This window comes from Streptomyces sp. Pv4-95 (genome assembly GCF_045782725.1).
GTDB lineage: Bacteria > Actinomycetota > Actinomycetes > Streptomycetales > Streptomycetaceae > Streptomyces.
On record NZ_CP127172.1, the window covers coordinates 4872746 to 4890600 of the forward strand.

General features: G+C 72.9%; 17 protein-coding genes and 1 tRNA gene. 12 read left to right on the plus strand and 6 right to left on the minus strand.

Annotated elements, in window-relative coordinates; genetic code table 11:
• Positions 1-16 precede the first annotated feature (16 nt).
• From moaC to QOM21_RS21425, 5 genes are all read left to right on the plus strand, one after another.
• Entirely contained in the window at positions 17-499 is a 483-nt protein-coding gene (moaC, locus tag QOM21_RS21405; RefSeq protein WP_393892519.1) for a cyclic pyranopterin monophosphate synthase MoaC, read from the plus strand.
• The gene (locus tag QOM21_RS21410; RefSeq protein WP_407552332.1) at positions 496-996 is read left to right on the plus strand and encodes a molybdenum cofactor biosynthesis protein B; all 501 of its coding nucleotides are present in this window, start codon (positions 496-498) and stop codon (positions 994-996) included. Before moaC ends, QOM21_RS21410 begins: the two co-directional genes overlap by 4 nt.
• A gap of 14 nt (positions 997-1010) precedes the next feature.
• The gene (locus QOM21_RS21415) at positions 1011-1616 is read left to right on the plus strand and encodes a GNAT family N-acetyltransferase (RefSeq protein WP_407552334.1); all 606 of its coding nucleotides are present in this window, start codon (positions 1011-1013) and stop codon (positions 1614-1616) included.
• 151 nt (positions 1617-1767) lie between these two features.
• Positions 1768-2805 carry a hypothetical protein gene (locus QOM21_RS21420; RefSeq protein ID WP_407552336.1) on the plus strand — a complete coding sequence of 346 codons (1038 nt, stop codon included), beginning with the start codon at positions 1768-1770 and terminating at the stop codon, positions 2803-2805.
• 75 nt (positions 2806-2880) lie between these two features.
• Positions 2881-2953 (plus strand) — tRNA-Ala (locus QOM21_RS21425).
• 271 nt (positions 2954-3224) lie between these two features.
• On the opposite strand, the gene QOM21_RS21430 is transcribed toward QOM21_RS21425, so the two are convergent.
• From QOM21_RS21430 to QOM21_RS21445, 4 genes are all read right to left on the minus strand, one after another.
• The gene (locus QOM21_RS21430) at positions 3225-3620 is read right to left on the minus strand and encodes a GntR family transcriptional regulator (protein WP_393892514.1); all 396 of its coding nucleotides are present in this window, start codon (positions 3618-3620) and stop codon (positions 3225-3227) included.
• Positions 3621-3732: 112 nt separating this feature from the next.
• Entirely contained in the window at positions 3733-4773 is a 1041-nt protein-coding gene (locus tag QOM21_RS21435) for an ABC transporter permease subunit (protein WP_407552337.1), read from the minus strand.
• Complete coding sequence (locus QOM21_RS21440) at positions 4770-5696, minus strand: ABC transporter ATP-binding protein (protein ID WP_407552339.1); 927 nt, start codon at positions 5694-5696, stop codon at positions 4770-4772. Before QOM21_RS21440 ends, QOM21_RS21435 begins: the two co-directional genes overlap by 4 nt.
• Before the next feature lie 98 nt (positions 5697-5794).
• Positions 5795-6274, minus strand: a complete 480-nt coding sequence (locus QOM21_RS21445) for a GNAT family N-acetyltransferase (protein ID WP_407552341.1) — start codon at positions 6272-6274, stop codon at positions 5795-5797.
• 67 nt (positions 6275-6341) lie between these two features.
• Between QOM21_RS21445 and QOM21_RS21450 the strand changes: the two genes are divergently transcribed.
• On the plus strand, positions 6342-7145 hold the full coding sequence (locus tag QOM21_RS21450; RefSeq protein WP_407552343.1) for an exodeoxyribonuclease III: 804 nt from the start codon (positions 6342-6344) through the stop codon (positions 7143-7145).
• A gap of 42 nt (positions 7146-7187) precedes the next feature.
• On the opposite strand, the gene QOM21_RS21455 is transcribed toward QOM21_RS21450, so the two are convergent.
• Entirely contained in the window at positions 7188-7988 is an 801-nt protein-coding gene (locus QOM21_RS21455) for a MerR family transcriptional regulator (protein WP_407555745.1), read from the minus strand.
• A 207-nt stretch (positions 7989-8195) separates the two neighbouring features.
• Between QOM21_RS21455 and QOM21_RS21460 the strand changes: the two genes are divergently transcribed.
• The 4 genes from QOM21_RS21460 (at position 8196) to QOM21_RS21475 (ending at position 11905) form a co-directional block, all read left to right on the plus strand.
• Positions 8196-9725, plus strand: coding sequence for a flavin-containing monooxygenase (locus QOM21_RS21460; RefSeq protein WP_407555746.1), 1530 nt, complete (start codon positions 8196-8198; stop codon positions 9723-9725).
• Positions 9722-10702: an alpha/beta fold hydrolase gene (locus QOM21_RS21465; RefSeq protein WP_407552345.1), complete on the plus strand. Its 981-nt coding sequence runs from the start codon at positions 9722-9724 to the stop codon at positions 10700-10702. The genes QOM21_RS21460 and QOM21_RS21465 overlap by 4 nt, the downstream gene beginning before the upstream one ends.
• On the plus strand, positions 10699-11580 hold the full coding sequence (locus QOM21_RS21470) for an SDR family oxidoreductase (protein WP_407552347.1): 882 nt from the start codon (positions 10699-10701) through the stop codon (positions 11578-11580). The genes QOM21_RS21465 and QOM21_RS21470 overlap by 4 nt, the downstream gene beginning before the upstream one ends.
• A 130-nt stretch (positions 11581-11710) precedes the next feature.
• A complete protein-coding gene (locus tag QOM21_RS21475; protein ID WP_407552349.1) occupies positions 11711-11905 on the plus strand; it encodes a hypothetical protein in 195 nt (64 codons plus the stop codon).
• Between the two features lie 93 nt (positions 11906-11998).
• Here QOM21_RS21475 and QOM21_RS21480 read toward each other — a convergent pair whose 3' ends face one another.
• The gene (locus QOM21_RS21480; protein ID WP_407555747.1) at positions 11999-15370 is read right to left on the minus strand and encodes a S41 family peptidase; all 3372 of its coding nucleotides are present in this window, start codon (positions 15368-15370) and stop codon (positions 11999-12001) included.
• A gap of 239 nt (positions 15371-15609) precedes the next feature.
• Between QOM21_RS21480 and QOM21_RS21485 the strand changes: the two genes are divergently transcribed.
• Both QOM21_RS21485 and QOM21_RS21490 read left to right on the plus strand, forming a co-directional pair.
• Positions 15610-16182 (plus strand): TetR/AcrR family transcriptional regulator, encoded by a 573-nt coding sequence (locus QOM21_RS21485; RefSeq protein ID WP_407552350.1) that lies wholly within the window; start codon positions 15610-15612, stop codon positions 16180-16182.
• 482 nt (positions 16183-16664) lie between these two features.
• Complete coding sequence (locus QOM21_RS21490; RefSeq protein ID WP_407552352.1) at positions 16665-17855, plus strand: energy-coupling factor ABC transporter permease; 1191 nt, start codon at positions 16665-16667, stop codon at positions 17853-17855.

The window sequence follows — 17855 nt, forward strand, 5'->3', positions numbered from 1 at the left end:
CCGGACCGGGAGAACGATGAGCAGCGGCCAGCAACACCTCACCCATCTCGACGCGGCGGGCGCGGCCCGGATGGTCGACGTCTCCGACAAGGACGTCACCGCCCGCACCGCCCGCGCCCGCGGCCGCGTCCTGGTCTCGCCGCGTGTCATCGAACTGCTCCGCGGTGAGGGCGTGCCCAAGGGCGACGCCCTGGCCACCGCCCGGATCGCCGGGATCATGGGTGCCAAGCGCACCCCCGACCTCATCCCGCTGTGCCACCCCCTCGCCGTCTCCGGGGTGAAGCTGGACCTCTCGGTCGCCGACGACGCCGTGGAGATCACCGCCACGGTCAAGACCACCGACCGCACCGGCGTCGAGATGGAAGCCCTGACCGCCGTCTCGGTGGCGGCCCTCACCGTCGTCGACATGGTCAAGGCCGTCGACAAGGCCGCGGTCATCTCCGACATCCGGGTCGAGGAGAAGACCGGCGGCAAGTCCGGCGACTGGAGCCGGCCGTGACCGCGCCCCGCGCCCTGGTGGTGACCGCCTCCAACCGCGCCGCCGCCGGTGTCTACGCGGACAAGGGCGGCCCCCTGCTCGTCGAGGGACTGGCCGCCATGGGCTTCGAGGTCGAAGGCCCCCAGATCGTCCCGGACGGCGACCCGGTCGAGGCGGCCCTGCGCGCCGCCGTCGCCGCCGCGTACGACGTGGTCCTGACCACCGGCGGCACGGGCATCTCGCCCACCGACCGCACCCCCGAGGCGACCCGCCGCGTCCTGGACCACGAGATCCCCGGCATCCCCGAGGCGATCCGGGCCGCGGGCCGGGCGAAGGTGCCCACCGCGGCGCTCTCGCGTGGCCTGGCCGGCGTCGCCGGCCGCACCGTGATCGTCAACCTGCCCGGCTCGACGGGCGGCGTCCGCGACGGTCTCGCCGTCCTCGCCGACCTCCTGCCGCACGCCGTCGACCAGGTCCGCGGCGGCGACCACCCCAGACCGTCCGGGAGCCCGAGCTGAACGCGTCCTGGCCGGTGGTCCTGACGGACGGAGATGTCTCCCTCCGCCCGATAAAGCTGCGCGACCACCGGCCCTGGCGTGAGGTCAACCGCCGCAACCGCGACTGGCTGCGGCCCTGGGAGGCGACCATCCCGCCGGCGCCGCCCGGCGCCCGCCCGCCGCACCGCCCGACATACCGCCAGATGGTCCGTCACCTGCGCGCCGAGGCACAGGCCGGCCGGATGCTGCCCTTCGTGGTCGAGTACCGCGGCCGGCTCGTCGGCCAGCTGACCGTCGCCGGCATCACCTGGGGTTCGATGTGCTCGGGCCATATCGGGTACTGGGTGGACCGCGAAGTGGCCGGCCGCGGTGTCATCCCGACCGCCGTGGCGCTCGCCGTCGACCACTGCTTCCGCTCGGTCGGCCTGCACCGCATCGAGATCTGCATTCGGCCGGAGAACGTCCCCAGCCGCCGCGTGGTCGAGAAACTCGGCTTTCGCGAGGAGGGCATCCGCCCGCGCTACCTCCACATCGACGGCGCCTGGCGTGACCACGCGGTATTCGCCCTGACCGCCGAAGAGGTGCCCGAGGGGCTGCTCAACCGCTGGCGGCACGAGAAGCCCGGCACACCCCACAAATAAAATATGTGTTCGAAATTGTTCACGGGATGACCGGATTCGCGGGCTGCTGATCTCAACAATCACAAAAAAAGTTCGAGATATCAGCCAGATCGTGCGACACACCGGCTCAATTGGCGGATGGCCCCACGCAAACCCCTCTACCGTGTGAGTTGTGAGAAGCAGCGGCCTCATCTACGCAGTCATCGTCGGGGCCTGGGCCGCCTACTTGGTGCCGATGTGGCTCCGTAGGCAGGACGAGCTCAACGAGGCCCGTCCGACCGAGCGCTTCAGCACTGCCATCCGGCTCCTGTCGGGACGTGCGGCCATGCAGCGCCGCTACGCCAAGGGGCTGGAGGAGTGCCCCGCCGACGATGCGGGCGACGAGCAGGACCCGGACGCCGCGGCCGAAGCGGCCGACGTCCGGCCGTTCGGTGACCCCGAATCCTCCGAGGCCGCCACCCACACCCGCGTCAAGCCCAACCCCTCGCGCCCCACTGCCGCCGAGCGGACCAAGCGCGCCAAGGTCCTCGCCCGGCGCCGGCGCACCATCACGATCCTCTTCCTCACCTTCACCATCGGCGCCATCGTCGCCGCGGTCGGCGGTATCGCGTTCCTCTGGGCGCCGGGCCTCCCGGCCCTTCTGCTGAGCGCGTACATCATTTACCTGCGCAGCCAGGAGCGGCGCCGCTTCACCTTCACCATGGACCAGCGCCAGGCGGAGGCGGCGGCGCGAAGGCTGCGGGAGGGCAGGCCCCGCCCTCAGCCGGCGGCCGACGAGCCGCCCGCCGACGACCACCCGGGCGACGCCCGCACTGACCCCACCCCGGCCGCCCCCGAACCGCCGCGCGCCGCCACCCCCGCGCACACCGCGGGCCGCCGTGCCCTGGTCGAGGAGACCGACCACGCCGAGTGGGTCGACCAGCAGCGCGAACGCGAGCGTCCGCGCCCCGCGTCCGGCAGCTGGGAGCCGGTCCCGGTCCCCCTCCCGACGTATGTCACGGCGCCGGTCGCCCCGCGCGCCACCAGCCACGTCGACCTCGAAGCCGACGACGCCTGGAGCTCCGCCCGCTCCAGCTCCGCCCCCGACCACCCGCAGCCGGACACCTCGCAGCAGGACCGCCCCACCGGCTCCGGTCGCCGCGCCCGCGGCCGCACCCCCCTCTTCGACCAGTACGAGGACGACGAGCGCCCGCGCGCCGCGAACGAGTGACGGCCCTTCGCTGACCAGCACCGGAAGCGATTTCCGAGCACCGCGATCGAGATGCTAGAGTTTCACTCGTCGCAAGGGCCTGTGGCGCAGCTGGTAGCGCACCTCGTTCGCAACGAGGGGGTCAGGGGTTCGAGTCCCCTCAGGTCCACCGCAGACATCAAAGCCCCCACCGGAGAGATCCGGTGGGGGCTTTTTGCGCGTCGTGGGGCTGTGGAGCACGGCGACCACCCGCCCAACTGGCCCGTGCACTCAGAGGGTGGAGAGCCGGATCACAAAGGCCACCGGGCTGCGGACGCCGTGGGCCGCTGGGTGCGGTCCAGGGGGCGCTGTGACGGAAGGCGGCCGGGTGAACGGCGGAACGGGAGCCGTCCGTTGAGGCGGCTCCCGCTCGGGGTGGGGCGGTACCGGGACGGCTGGGCTCAGCTGTCCGGGTAGCGGTCCTGCAGTACGGAGTTCAGCAATGCCTGCACGTCCTCGCGGGCCAGGCCCTCCGAGTGGGCCCGGTCCATCCAGGAGCGCAGTTCCTCGCGCAGCAGGGCGTCGGCGGCCGATTCGGGGCGGGCGAGGGTGCGGCTGACGAAGGTGCCGAGGCCGGGGCGGGGTTCGACCAGGCCCTCGCGTTCCAGCTCGCGGTACGCCTTGAGCGTCGTATTCGGATTGACCTTCGTGGTGGCGGCGACCTGCGCGGCCGTCGGCAGGCGGTCGCCCTCCACCAGGATGCCCAACCGCAGTGCCTGCTGGACCTGCTGGACGATCTGGAGGTAGGTGGCGACGCCGCTGCGGCGGTCGATGCGGAACTCGACGACGCTCACCACCTCTCTCGTTCTCGCGCGTGGGGCGGGGAGGGGGCCCACCGCGACCGACTGATCATCGGGGCGGCCGGGCCGGGTGTCAAAGCGCCACCCGGCTTGATGCGCGGCTCGCGGTTCAGAGCGGCCGCCTACGGGCGCGCCACACGACCAGCGTGAGCACCGCCGCGGTCAGGGCCAGCAGGATCCCCGCGCCGAGCCACTGCATCCCGGCCATCTGATCCGGAGCGAAGTACTGGGTCACGCGGTTGACGATGCCGAGCTCGGCGCGGCATGCCTCGGTGTTGTCGCCGGCGCAGGTGCTGAAGCCGTACAGCTTGCCGTCGGCGGTGGCCACCCAGTCGTCCATCTGTACGGCGCCCGCCGGCAGGTCCGGGCTCTCGCCGTTGTACGGCCAGACCATGCTGCGCAGCGTGCCGAGCTGTGCGCGCAGGCGTTCGTCCCAGGCCACGGACGTCACCGTGGCGAAGAGGGCGGTGAGCACCATGGCCGGTACGACCCGCTTGACCAGCATGCCGATGGCGATGCCGCAGGAGGTCATGAAGAGCGTCATGGAGATCAGGACCGGGCCGGTGCTCTCGAAGGCGCCGCCCTGCAGCCAGTCGCCGAACAGCGCCACCTTGCGGGCCGGCCACCACAGCCAGGTGAACGCGGCCGTCAGCGCGGCGGTGCACAGCACCGCGACGGTCAGCGGCAGCCCGATGCTCGCGGCGATCCACTTGCCGCGGCCGGTGGACTGGGTGGTGAGCAGCTTGATGGTGCCCCGTTCCTGCTCGCCGGCGATCAGCGGTGCGCCGAAGAAGATGCCGACGATGGCGGGCACGATCTGGAGGAACTGGGTGTCCTTGCTGAACTGCGAGCTGAACTTCTCCTGGAACTCCGTCAGCAGATGGTCGTCGGGGGTGGGGTCGCCGCCCCGGGTCTGCAGGAAGTCCATCACCTCGAAACGCTGGTAGGCGAAGAACGCGCAGGCCAGGACGGTGACCAGGATGCCGGCGCGCAGTGCGTTGCGGTGCCGGTGCCAGACCACCCAGAGCGGGCCGCGCAGCAGCGGGTGCCGCGAGGTGTCGGAGGGTGCCGGGGTGCCGGCCGGGGCGGCGCTCGTCATGTTCCTACCGTCCGTGCCGGTGTGGGTGGTGTGGGTGCCGGAGCTGCTCATGCGGCGGCCTCCGGCTGTCCTTCGACGCGCGCCTCGTCCGCGATCAGCGTGGGTGCGTCGGGCGAGCGGAGGTAGGCCAGCAGGACCTCCTCCATGTCGGGCTCGGCGGCATCCCAGCTGTCGTTGACCGGGCCGCCGGGTCGGATCATGGCGGTGAACTGCCGCCCGGCTACGTGGGCTTCGACCACGGTGTGCCGGCTGTGCAGTTCCTCGGGGATCGCGCCGTCGGTGGCGAGGCCGGTCACCAGGGCGTGCGCGGGCACCAGTTCGTCCGTCAGGCCGGCCATCCGGATGCGTCCCTCGGCGAGGACGACGAGGTAGTCGCACATGTCCTCCATCTCGGAGAGCATGTGGGACGACATCAGCACGGTGGTGCCGTGCTCGGCGGCCTCGGCGAGCAGCAGCCCGGACATCTCGTGGCGTGCGAGCGGGTCCAGGTCGGACATCGGCTCGTCGAGCAGCAGGAGGTTCGGCCGCTTCCCGAAGGCCAGGGCGAAGGCGACGCGGGTGCGCTGGCCGCCGGAAAGGGTGCCGACGCGGGCCGTGAAGGGCACGTTCCCGGCCCGGATGATGCGCTCGGCGAGGGCCTGGTCCCAGCGCGGGTTCAGCTCACGGCCCAGGCGCAGGGTCTCGGCGACGGTGAAGCGGGGGTAGAGCGGCTTGTCCTGGGCGAGGAAGGCGATCCGGTCCAGGACGGCCGGGTCGGAGACCGGCACGCCGAACAGCTTCAGGCTCCCGGCCGTGGGGTGGACCAGCCGGGTCGCGGCGCTCAAGAAGGTGCTCTTGCCCGCGCCGTTGGGCCCGACCAGCGCGCAGATATGGCCCGCCGGGAGTCGGAAGGAGCAGTCCCGCAGGGCCCAGCCGCGGCGGTATTTCTTCCCCAGGCCGGTGGCTTCGATCGCCCATGGGCTCGTCTCGCTCACGGGATCCCCCCTTTAACTAGTTCATTAGTGGAATGAGTATGGGGAGGGGCCCGGAGCGATGTCAACAAGAACGAGGACGGGGAGGGGGCTCCCCGTCGTCAGTCGGTCAGCAGCGACTTCGCCATGCAGCGGCTCTGCTCGTAGGTGCGGTAGTAGCCGAACTTGGTCACCATGCGGTAGCCGCTCGACGTGTACAGCGCGATCGCCTCCGGCTGCTCGGTGCCCGTCTCCAGCACCATGCGGGTGCGGCCGGCGGCCCGTGCGTCGGCTTCGAGGGCGGCCAGGATCCGCCGGGCGAGGCCGCGCCCCCGGGCCTCCGCGACCACGAACATCCGCTTGATCTCGGCGTCGCCCGCCGCGTACCCCTCCGCCACGTCCTCCTGCCGCCGCCAGCCGCCGGTGGCCAGCGGGCGTCCGGCCTCGTAGGCGAGCAGGTAGGTGCCGTTGGGCGGCGTGAACATCGCCGGGTCCAGGGGTGTCATGTCTCCGTCGCCGTAGCGGCGGACATACTCCTGCTGGACCAGTTCGTCGAGCGCGACCGCGTCGGGGTGGTCGTAGCGCACAGGGCGGATCTCCATTGTCGGAATCGTACGGGCGTCCGGGTGCGTGGCGCGACGCGCTCCGGGAGATGGGTATCGTGCCGGGATGCTCACCGTGACCTCTGTGAATGTGAACGGGCTGCGCGCCGCCGCCAAGAAGGGCTTCGTGCCGTGGCTGGCGCAGACCGACGCCGACGTGCTGTGCCTGCAGGAGGTACGGGCCGAGACCGACCAGCTGCCCGAGGAGGTGCGCGAGCCCGAGGGCTGGCACACCGTCCACGCGCCGGCCGCCGCCAAGGGCCGGGCCGGGGTCTCGCTCTACACCCGGCGCGAGCCGGAGCGCGTCCAGGTGGGATTCGGGTCGGCGGAGTTCGACGGCAGTGGGCGGTACGTCGAGGCGGACCTGCCCGGCGTGACCGTCGCCAGCCTCTATCTGCCCTCCGGCGAGGTCGGCACGGAGCGGCAGGAGGAGAAGGAACGGTTCATGGCGGAGTTCCTGCCGTACCTCGTCGCACTGCGCGAGCGGGCCGCGGCGGACGGCCGTGAGGTGGTGGTGTGCGGTGACTGGAACATCGCGCACCAGGAGGCCGACCTGAAGAACTGGAAGGCCAACCGGAAGAAGTCCGGCTTCCTCCCGGAGGAGCGTGGCTGGCTCACGCAGGTCCTCGACGCGGACCGGGGCGGCTACGTGGACGTCGTCCGCGCCCTGCACCCGGACACCGAGGGCCCGTACTCCTGGTGGTCCTACCGCGGTCGCGCCTTCGACAACGACGCGGGCTGGCGGATCGACTACGAGATCTCCACGCCGGGTCTCGCCGTGCGTGCGGTGAAGGCGTACGTGGAGCGTGCGGCCAGCTACGACCAGCGGTGGAGCGACCACGCGCCGGTGACGGTGGTCTACGACCTGTAGACCGCGCGCGATCTTTCCGGCTGCCCGCCCGGGTGGCGCCCGTCAGTCCCTGTCGCGGGGCGCGGGCTCCCCGCCCGCCGCTCCGTCCTCGCCCTGTGTGCCGGGCTCCGCGGCCGCCCCGGAGTCCCGTGTGCCCAGCCAGTGATCCAGTTCGCGGCGGGTGCGGCGGTCCATGGCCATGGAGAGCTCCGCTTCGAGGACGCCCTTGGAGAGCGGGCGGAGCTTGTCCATGGTCTCGGCGATGCGGTCGACCTCGCGCGGACCGGGGGGCCGGCCGTCCGCGGCGCGATCCAGTACGTCGGACAGGACGTGGGTGCGGATCAGGGTGGTGAAGATGTCGGCGAGGGCGTCGGCGTGGACCCGGACCTGGCGGCCCGCGTCGAGGACGGCGGCGAGCGGGACGCCCGCGGCGACGAGCTCGGTGGAGGCGTCCAGCAGGCGGCGGCTGATGTGGACGAACTCGTCGCCGTCCACGGCGAGATAGCCGATGTCGAGGGAAGTGGCGAGGTTCTCGACGGTGACATCGCCGCTGAAGTGGTCGGCCAGCTCCTCGGGGGTGAGGCGGACCGGGGTCTCCTCGGACCAGGGCGCGACGATGGTGTCCTCCAGGCCCAGGAGTTCGCCGACGTCCCGGCCGCTCTCGAACGCGGAGAGGAGTTCGGCGATGCCGCCGAGGGTGTGGCCGCGCTCCAGCAGGGCGGCGATGGTGTGCAGCCGGGCGAGGTGGTGCTCGTTGTACCAGGCGACGCGGCCCTCGCGGCGCGGCGGCGGGATGAGCTTGCGCTCGCGGTAGAAGCGCAGCGTACGGACCGTGATGCCGGCTTCCGCCGCCAGCTCGGCCATGCGGAATTCGCGCTGCTCGCGCTCCTCGTTCGCGTTCTTGTTCGCTGCCACCTGCTCACCCTATGCCGGGGATGTGCCTCCGGGCCGAGGTGCAACCGTCGGTAACTTCCCTGCGCCTGACCCCTACCGCTCGGTACGGAGCTGGCCTACTCTCCAATCGTGCCAGTGATTGCTGGCGGGATCGATGCGGACTCGGGAGGCGGCGGCATGGCCGAGCGCGAGCACGAGCATGTGCGGGTGGCGGTGATCGGATCGGGATTCGGTGGTCTGGGGGCGGCCGTGCGCCTGCGCCGGGCGGGAATCACCGATTTCGTGGTCCTGGAGCGGGCCGACTCGGTGGGCGGCACCTGGCGGGACAACAGCTATCCGGGATGTGCGTGCGATGTGCCCTCGCACCTGTACTCCTTCTCCTTCGCGCCCAACCCGCAGTGGCCGCGGAACTTCTCGGGGCAGCCGCACATCCGCGCCTACCTGGAGCAGGTCGCCGACACCTTCGGGCTGCGCCCCCACATCCGCTTCCGCTCCGAGGTGCGGAGCCTGCGGTGGAGCAACGAGGAGCTGCACTGGGAGGTCGAGACGGCGAGCGGCGCGCTGACCGCCGACGTCGTCGTCTCGGCGACCGGGCCGCTGTCCGACCCCAAGATCCCCGACATCCCGGGCCTGGACACCTTCCCGGGCAAGGTCTTCCACTCCGCCCGCTGGGACCACGACTACGACCTGCGCGGCAAGCGCGTCGCCATGATCGGCACCGGCGCCTCGTCCATCCAGATCGTGCCGGCCATCCAGCCGACGGTGGACCGGCTGACCCTCTTCCAGCGCACCCCGGCCTGGGTGCTGCCGCGCGCCGACCGCAAGATCTCCGCGGCCGAGCGGTGGCTGCACGACAAGGTCCCGGCGACCCGCGCCGCGCGCCGCGGACTGCTCTGGGGCATCAGGGAACTCCAGGTCAGCGCCTTCACCAAGCGCCCCAACGAGCTGGGCCTGATCGAGGGCCTGGCCAAGGCCCATATGAAGAGGGCGGTCAAGGACCCGGCGCTGCGCGCCACCCTCACCCCCGACTACCGCATCGGCTGCAAGCGCATCCTGCTCTCCAATACCTATTACCCGGCGCTCACCCGGCCCAATGTGGACGTGGTGGCGTCCGGGCTGAAGGAGGTGCGGGGGAACGTCCTGGTCGGGGCGGACGGCAGCGAGACCGTGGCCGACGCGGTCGTCTTCGGCACCGGATTCCACGTCACCGACATGCCGATCGCCCAGCGCGTCACCGGCGCCAACGGCACGACGCTGGCCGAGGAGTGGAAGGACGGCATGGAGTCGCTGCGCGGCGCGAGCGCGGCCGGCTTCCCCAACTTCCTGACCATCATCGGCCCCAACACCGGCCTCGGGAACAGCTCGATGATCCTGATGATCGAGGCCCAGCTGAACTACCTCGTCGACTACATGCGCCAACTCGACACCCTCGGCGGGAAGATCGCACTCAGCGCCCGGCCGTCCGCGGTGCAGGAGTGGACCCGTACGATCCAGCAGCGCATGGAGCGCACGGTGTGGAACACCGGCGGCTGCGACAGCTGGTACCTCGACTCCAACGGGCGCAACACCACGGCCTGGCCGGGGACGACGTCGGAGTTCAGGAAGGTGACCCGGCAGGTCGACCTCGCCGAGTACGAAGTGCTGCGGGTGCCCGCCGCACGGACCGCCGGCCCCGCCGGCGACAAGACCGCGGAGGTGGCGGCATGAGCAGGCCGGGACATGTGACGACGGGCCCGTACGCGCCGCCCGCCCCGCGCAGGGAGCTGACCGTGACCTCGTCCGACGGATCCCGGCTGTACGCCGAGGTCCACGGCCCCGAAGGTGCCCCCGCGGTCGTCCTGGCGCACGGCTGGACCTGTTCGACGGCGTTCTGGGCTCCGGTCGTGCGGGACCTCGCCGCCGACCACAAGGTGGTGGTCTACGACCAGCGCGGGCACGGCCGCAGCCCGGCCGCCGGGCCGGGCGGCTACAGCACCGACGCGCTCGCCGACGACCTGGCCGCGGTGCTCGACGCCACCTTGGAAGCGGGCGAACGGGCGGTGCTGACCGGCCACTCCATGGGCGGCATGACGGCGATGGCCGCCGCCGAGCGGCCCCAGCTGACCGAGCGGGCCGCGGCGATCCTGCTGTGCAGCACCGGCAGCGCGGACCTCGCCGCGGAGTCCCGGGTCATCCCGCTGCGCACCCCCGGCGGCCGCCGCCGGGCGCACCGGCTGATGCTGACCTCGCGTGCGCCGCTCGGCCCGGTCACGCCGGTCGGCAAGCGGGCCTTGAAGTACGCGACGATGGGCCCCGGGGCCACCGCCGAGCAGATCGAGGCATGCGCCCGGATCGTGCACGCCTGCCGGCCCGGCGTGCGGTCGCGCTGGGGCAAGGTGCTGGCGAGGCTCGAACTGACCGGCTCGCTGGCCCGGTTGCAGGTGCCGACGGCCGTCATCGCGGGCACCGCCGACCGGCTGACCCCGATCGTGCACGCCCGTCGGCTGGCCTCGGTGCTGCCCGACTTCCGCGGTCTCACCGAGCTGCCCGACGTCGGGCACATGACCCCCATCGAGGCGCCGGACGTGGTCATCGGCCGCATCCGCGAACTCGTACGGGACCATCTGGACACCACGCAGACCGCCCGCGCCGCGGTACCGCCGCCCCGGGGCGGCACGCGGCAGAAGAAGGAGAAGTCGGCATGAGCGCGAGCAGGAAGCTGGAGGGACAGGTCGTCGTCGTCACCGGCGCGGCCCGAGGGGTGGGCGCGCTGTTGGCCCGCAAGCTGTCGGCGCGCGGCGCCACCCTCGCGCTGGTCGGCCTGGAGCCGGACGAACTGCGCGGCGTCGCGGCGTCGCTGCACGGCCCCGCGCACCACTGGCACGCCGATGTCACCGACCACGAGGCGATGGCGCAGGTCGCGGGCGAGGTCAAGGACCGCTTCGGGAAGGTCGACGCCGTCGTCGCCAACGCCGGTGTGGCGACCGGCGGCCCCTTCGTCGACTCCGACCCGGTCGCCTGGAAGCGGGTCATCGAGGTCAATCTGATCGGCGGTGCGGTCACCGGCCGCGCCTTCCTGCCGGTGCTGATGGAGTCCCGCGGCTACTTCCTCCAGATCGCCTCGCTGGCCGCGATCACCCCGGCTCCGATGATGACCGCGTACTGCGCGTCCAAGTCGGGGGTGGAGGCGTTCGCGCACAGCCTGCGTGCCGAGGTCGGCCACAAGGGCGTACGGGTCGGCGTCGGCTACCTGAGCTGGACCGACACCGACATGGTGCGCGGCGCCGACCAGGACGACGTCATGCGCGAGCTGCGGTCCCGGCTGCCCTGGCCGTCCAACAAGACCTACCCGCTGGGCCCGGCGGTCGACCGGATCGTGGCGGGCATCGAACGGCGTGCCCCGCACGTCTACGGCCAGTGGTGGCTGCGCGGTATGCAGTCGATCCGCGGCTATCTGCCGTCGGTCATCGGCTCGGTGGGGCAGCGCGAGATGCGGCGGTTCGGCAGCCGGCTGGACGGGATGCGGGTCGGTCTGGTCGGTGCGGGCGGCGAGGCCGACGAGAAGGCGCGCACGAACCGGTAGCCGGGCCGGGCACGGCCGCCCGGGCGGGCGGATACGGACGGTAGCGCCTGGTGATCGAAATGCGACGAATGTCCGTTCATGTGAGTCTGGTTGGGTCCGATCCCCGACACCCCTCACAGGAGTGGACAGCATGGGTCTCGCAGACCAGTTCAGGGACAAGGCCGAGCGGCTCAAGAACGAGGCGCGGCGTCAGATGGGCAACGCCGAGGACCCCGCTCGGGCCGAGCGCGAGGAGCCTGACCGGCAGCCCGGCGAGCGTGGCCGGCAGGGCCGCGAGCCGGGCCAGGGCGTCCGCGACGAGATGCAGGACCGTCTCGGGAGCTGACCGGCGCGCAGGTCCTGAACGCCCCGCGTGACGCGCAGGCGAGAGGGGCGCACCCGATCCACCGGGTGCGCCCCTCGGCGCGTGCCTGCCCGGTCAGCCGCTGCGCGGCGGGAGCGGCGGCCGGCGGAGGTCGGGGACGTCCGAGAGGTCCGGCGGGACGGCCGCGGGGTGGCGGTCGAGCAGCTCCAGCGCCGTACGCACCGCCACGCCGAGCTGCGGATGGCGGCCCTCGGCCCAGTGCAGCGGCGAGCGCAGGGCCTCGATGTCGACGTCCACGCCGTGGTTCTCCACGCCCCAGCCGTAGAGCCGGAACCAGGCGGCGTTCATCGGCACGGTGATGGCGGTGCCGTCACCCAGCCGGTGCCGTCCGGTCATCCCGACCACCCCGCCCCAGGTGCGCATGCCCACCACCGGGCCGATGCCCTGGAGTTTGAAGGCGGCGGTGATCATGTCGCCGTCGGACGAGGTCATCTCGTCGGCGACCGCGACCACCGGGCCGCGGGGTGCGTTGCCGGTGTACGACACCGGCTCGGCGTTGCGGGTGAGGTCCCAGCCCAGGATGGTGCGGGTGAGCTTCTCGATCACCAGCTCGGAGATGTTGCCGCCCGCGTTGCCGCGTACGTCCACGATCAGTGCGGACCGGGAGACCTCCATCCGCAGATCGCGGTTGAACTGTGCCCAGCCGGAGCCGCCCATGTCGGGGATGTGCAGATAGCCGCACTTGCCGCCGCTCAACTGCCGTACCACCTCCCGGCGTTTGGCCACCCAGTCCTGGTAGCGCAGGGGCCGCTCGTCGATGAGCGGGACCACCGCGACCCGGCGGGCGGGTCCGGTGCCGTCGGCGGGGGAGAAGGTCAGCTCGACGGTGGTGCCGCCGGCCGCGGCCAGCAGCGGGGACGGGCCGGCCACCGGATCGACCCGGCGGCCGTCCACATGCGTGAGCGCGGAGCCCTCGCGGATGCCCGTACCGGCCAGCGGGGAGCGGGCCCTGGAGTCCGAGGACTCGCCGGGCAGGATGCGCTGGATCACCCAACGCCCGTCCCGGCAGGCGAAGTTGGCGCCGAGCAGGCCGATCGCGCGCTGGTAGTGCGGCGGGCCCTCGTTGCGGCGGGCGCCGACGACGTAGGCGTGCGAGGTGCCCAGTTCGCCCAGCACCTCGCGCAGCAGGTCCGCGAACTCGTCGGGAGAGGTGATCCGGTCGAGCAGCGGGCGGTACTGATCCAGCACCGCGTCCCAGTCGATGCCGCACATTCCCGGGTCCCAGAAGTACGCCCGGACGATCCGGCCGGCCTCCTCGTACGCCTGGGCCCACTCCGCGGGGGGATCCACGTCGTGCAGGATGCGCCGCAGGTCCAGGAAGACCGTCGAGTCGCTGTCCGGCAGTTCGTTGGCCGGCACCGCGCGTAGATCCCCCTCGTCGTTGACGACGAGGCGGGTGCCGTCCCCGCTCAGCGCGAACTGGTCCAGGGAGCTGGTGAGTTCGGTGCGCCGGGCCTTGGTCAGGTCGAAGTGCTCCAGGGTGGGCTGGCCCGAGGTGTTGTCGGGGTTGGCGAAGGTCTCGCCCAGCGCGCCGGAGATGGGCCAGCGCAGCCAGACCAGTCCGCCGCCGCTGACCGGCGCGAGGGAGGAGTACTTGGACGCCGAGACCGGGAACGGCGTGACCCGCTCGGACAGCCCTTCCACCTCCACCAGCACCGGACCCTCGTCGCCCGGAGGGTTCTCCCCCGGGTCGAGCCCGCCGGCCGCGGGCCGTCCCTCCGGCGACAGCGCGAAGGGGGACGGGGTGGCGGAGGACAGCGGGACGAGATACGGCCGGCAGCCCAGCGGGAAGGACAGGTCGCCGGTGTGCACGTCGTAGACCGGGTCGAAGCCCCGCCAGGACAGGAACGCCAGATAGCGGCCGTCGCGGGTGAACACCGGCTGTTCGTCCTCGAACCGGCCGTTGGTGACGTCCACGAGGGTGCGGTCGGCGAGCTTGGCCATCTTGATCTCCCGCAGCGTGCGGCCGATGCCCGGGTGCGACCAGGTCAGCCAGCGCGAATCGGGGGAGAACGCGAGGTCGCGCACGGGGCCGTTGGCGGAGCGGATCAGCTCGGCGACCTCGCCGGGCCCCGGGTCGCGGTAGGCGCCGGGATCGCCCGCGGCGTCCGCCGCCCCCTCGGCGCCGGCCGGCTCGGCGGGCTCCGTCGCGGCCGCGTCCGGCCGCGCGACGTTCACCAGCAGCAGCCGGCCGTCGTGCGAGGCCACGGCCAGCCGTTCGCCGTCCGGCGAGGACACCATCTCCTGGACCCGTCCGAGCTGCCCGGTGGCCAGTCGGCGCGGCTCCCCGGGGCCGCTGGCGCGCGGCAGGTTGGCGATCTCGATGGCGTCGTCGCCCTCGGCGTCGGTGATGTACGCGATCCGGCCGGTGGAGCCGAGCATCTCGGGCAGCCGGACCCGGATGCCGGGGATGTCGTGGATGGTGCGGGCGGGGCCGTCGCGGTGGGTGAGCCAGTACAGGCTCCCGCGGACGCCGACCGCGCTGGCCCGGCCGGTGGAGTCCACCGCGAGTGAGGTGACGTGCGAGGCGGCGGGGACCTGGTGGGTGCGCCGTCCGGCCCGTGGCCCGCCGAGGCGCACCGCCAGCTTGCGCGGCACGGCGTCCGGGCTCAGGTCGTCGATCAGCCAGATGTCGCCGGCGCACTGGTAGACGATGCGGGAGCCGTCGGTGGAGGCGTGCCGGGCGTAGAAGTCGGCGTGGTCGGAGTGGCGGCGCAGGTCGGTGCTGTCCGGCAGGCAGGAGTAGACGTTGGCGACGCCCTCGTGGTCGGAGAGGAAGGCGATCCGGCCGCCGACGAACATCACCGCGTCGAGGTGCCCGCGCAGGTCCGGCATCAGCCGGGTGCCGTGCAGCCACATCCGGCCCATGGCGCCGCCGCGGTAGCGCTTCCACGCGGCGGGCTCGTGCGGAGGCTTGCCGGTGAGCAGCAGGGTGCGGCGCTCACCGTCGAACTCGGCGACGGCGAGGTCCGACACCGGCCCCCAGGGCAGCTGGCGGCCGGGGCTGCCGTCGGTGGGGAGGGTGTAGGCCCAGGAGTAATAGGAGAACGGCTGGCCGTGCGAGGAGACCGCGAGGATCTGCGCGTTGCCCTCCTTGTCGGGCGGTGTCCAGCCGCAGACCCGGGCGTCGGTGCTGCCCCAGTACGTCAGCCGCCGGGCCGGGCCGCCCTCGACCGGCGCGAGGTGCACCTCGGGGTCGAGGCTGCGCCAGGTCGTGAAGGCGATGTGCCGGCCGTCGGGGGAGAAGCGGGGGTGGCTGACGCGGGTGCGGTCGACGGTCAGCCGCCAGGCGCGGCCGGGCTCCTCGCCCTCCGGGGCGATCGGAGCCACCCACAGATCGTCCTCCGCGGCGAAGCAGAGGGTGTCGCCGCTCAGGTGCGGGAAGCGCAGATACGAGGGGGGCGGGGGACCCGGCGGGGCGGGCATCCGGCGCAGCCGCCCGGGCGGTGTGGCGGGGCTCGGCTCCAGGTGCGGTGCGCTGGTCTCGGGTGCGTCGCTCACGCACCCATCGTTTCGGGCCGGGCACCCCGCGGCAACTCGGCCTGGTGACGGGGACCACGTCGGGAAACGCTCCCGTTTCGCCGGGTCCGCGAGTACCGTCGAGGTGTACGAAACCGTTTCGTTCGCCTCGTCGGGCGCCGTACGGTCCGACCAGGAGGTGCGCCATGGGACGCAGCCGGCTGACTCCCGAGCGGGAGGCCGAGCTCTGCGCCGCCGTCCTCGACCTGCTCCGCGAGGTCGGCTACGACGCGCTCACCATGGACGCCGTCGCGGCGCGTACACGCTCCAGCAAGGCCACCCTCTACCGCCAGTGGCAGGGCAAGCCCGAGCTGGTCGCCACGGCCCTGCGGCACTCCAAGCCGGTCAGCACCGCGGACATCGACACCGGCAGTGTGCGCGGCGACTTCGCCGAACTGGCGCGCCGCGCGGACGACGGGCAGCTGGCCAAGGACGCCGCCCTGATGCGCGGTCTGGGGCAGGCCGTGCACGGCAACCCCGATCTGCACCGGGCGCTGCGCGAGGTGCTCCTCGACCCCGAGGTGACCGGCCTGGAGGCGATGCTGCAGCGCGGCATCGACCGCGGTGAGATCGCCGCCGACTGCCCCGCGCTGCCGTTCGCCGCGCACATGCTGATCGGCGCGCTCGTCACCCGGCAGCTCATCGAGGACCGCAGTGCCGATGCCGCGTTCCTCTCCGCCTATGTCGACGCCGTGGTGCTCCCCGCCCTCGGCGTCTGAACCGATGGCCGGCGGCGGACCGCCGACGGCCTCCGAGAACTCCGGGACCGCTGTGTGAGCGGAGCGGCTCCCGGAGCCTGCGCCCGCCCGTGGGGACGGGAGCGGCGCGCGAGTGAAGGGCCCGGTGGCGGCCTCCCGTGAGGAGGGGCCGTCGCCGGGCCCTTCCGTTTCTCCGGCCGCTCCGGGGCGGCCGGAGAGGCGCATCCCGGGGACGGCCCGGATGCCGTGAGCCCGTTGCTCGCGCAGTGAGTGATCTCATGCGGACGGAGACCCGACCGGAGGTCCGGATTCCCGCCCTGGAGGCCGCGCCCGGCGTTATCCACCGACCCGTAACCATTTGCCCGGCCATGGTGGACGCCACGGCCGCCCGGGGCGCCCTCGCCGCTGCCGCCGCAGCCGTCTCGCATCGCAGGCGCTCTTGCAAGCTCTTTGCAGGAGGCCCGAACATAGGGGGGTTGCACAGCTGAAGCGGAGACCCTGAGATGCACGTACCCGATGGATTCATCAACGCGCCGGTGTCGGCCGCGGCCGGTGTGGTCGCCGCGGCCGCCGTCGCGGTCAGCCTGCGCGGCGCCCGGCGCGAACTGGCGGGTGCGGGCTCGGGCACGGGCGGCGGCGCGGAGCGCACCGCACCGCTCGCCGGTCTCGTCGCCGCGTTCATCTTCGCCGTCCAGATGCTCAACTTCCCCGTCGGCGCCGGCACCAGCGGCCATCTGCTGGGCGGCGCCCTCGCGGCGATACTCGTCGGGCCGTACACCGGCGTGCTGTGCGTCTCGGTGGTGCTGCTCATGCAGGGCGTGCTGTTCGCCGACGGCGGGCTGACGGCGCTCGGCGTCAACATCACCGACATGGCGATCGTGACCACCGTGGTCGCCTACCTGCTCTTCCGCGGCCTGGTGAAGGTCCTCCCGCGCCGCCGCTCCTCGGTCACCGTCGCCGCCTTCGTCGCCGCCCTGATCTCGGTGCCCGCCGCCGCGATCGCCTTCACCGCCCTGTACGCCCTGGGCGGCACGGCCGACGTCCCGATCGGCAAGGTCTTCACCGCCATGGTCGGCGTCCACGTCCTGATCGGTATCGGCGAGGCCGCGATCACCGCGCTGACCGTCGGCGCCGTCATCGCGGTACGCCCCGACCTGGTCCACGGCGCCCGCGGTCTGACCAAGCCGCTGGAACTGCGCACCACGCCGGTGACGGCGCCCGCCGCCCCGGCGCCCGCCACGGGCGACCTCGGCACGGCCGCCCGCGACGCGGCCCCCGCCGAGCCCGCGCCGGCCCCCGCCGAGGCCCCGGCCCCCGCCGACGACGCTCCCGCGCCCGCCGCCGCCCCGCGCCGCTCCGCCCGCGGCGTCTGGCTGGCCGGCCTCGCCGCCGCCCTGGTGTGCGCGGGCGGCGTCAGCTACTACGCCTCCGCCAGCCCCGACGGCCTGGAGAAGGTCGCCCACGACCAGGGCATCGACGCCAAGGCCGAGGACCACGCGGCCAAGGACTCCCCGCTCGCCGACTACGGCGTCAAGAACCTCGCCGATCCGCGGCTGTCCGGCGGTCTGGCCGGGGTGATCGGTGTGGGCGCGACCCTGACCGTCGGCACCGGCGTGTTCGTGGTGCTGCGCCGCCGCCGGGCCGCGAGCTCCGACGGGCAGCCGGCCGGGGCCCGTCCGCACGGCGGCGCCTGA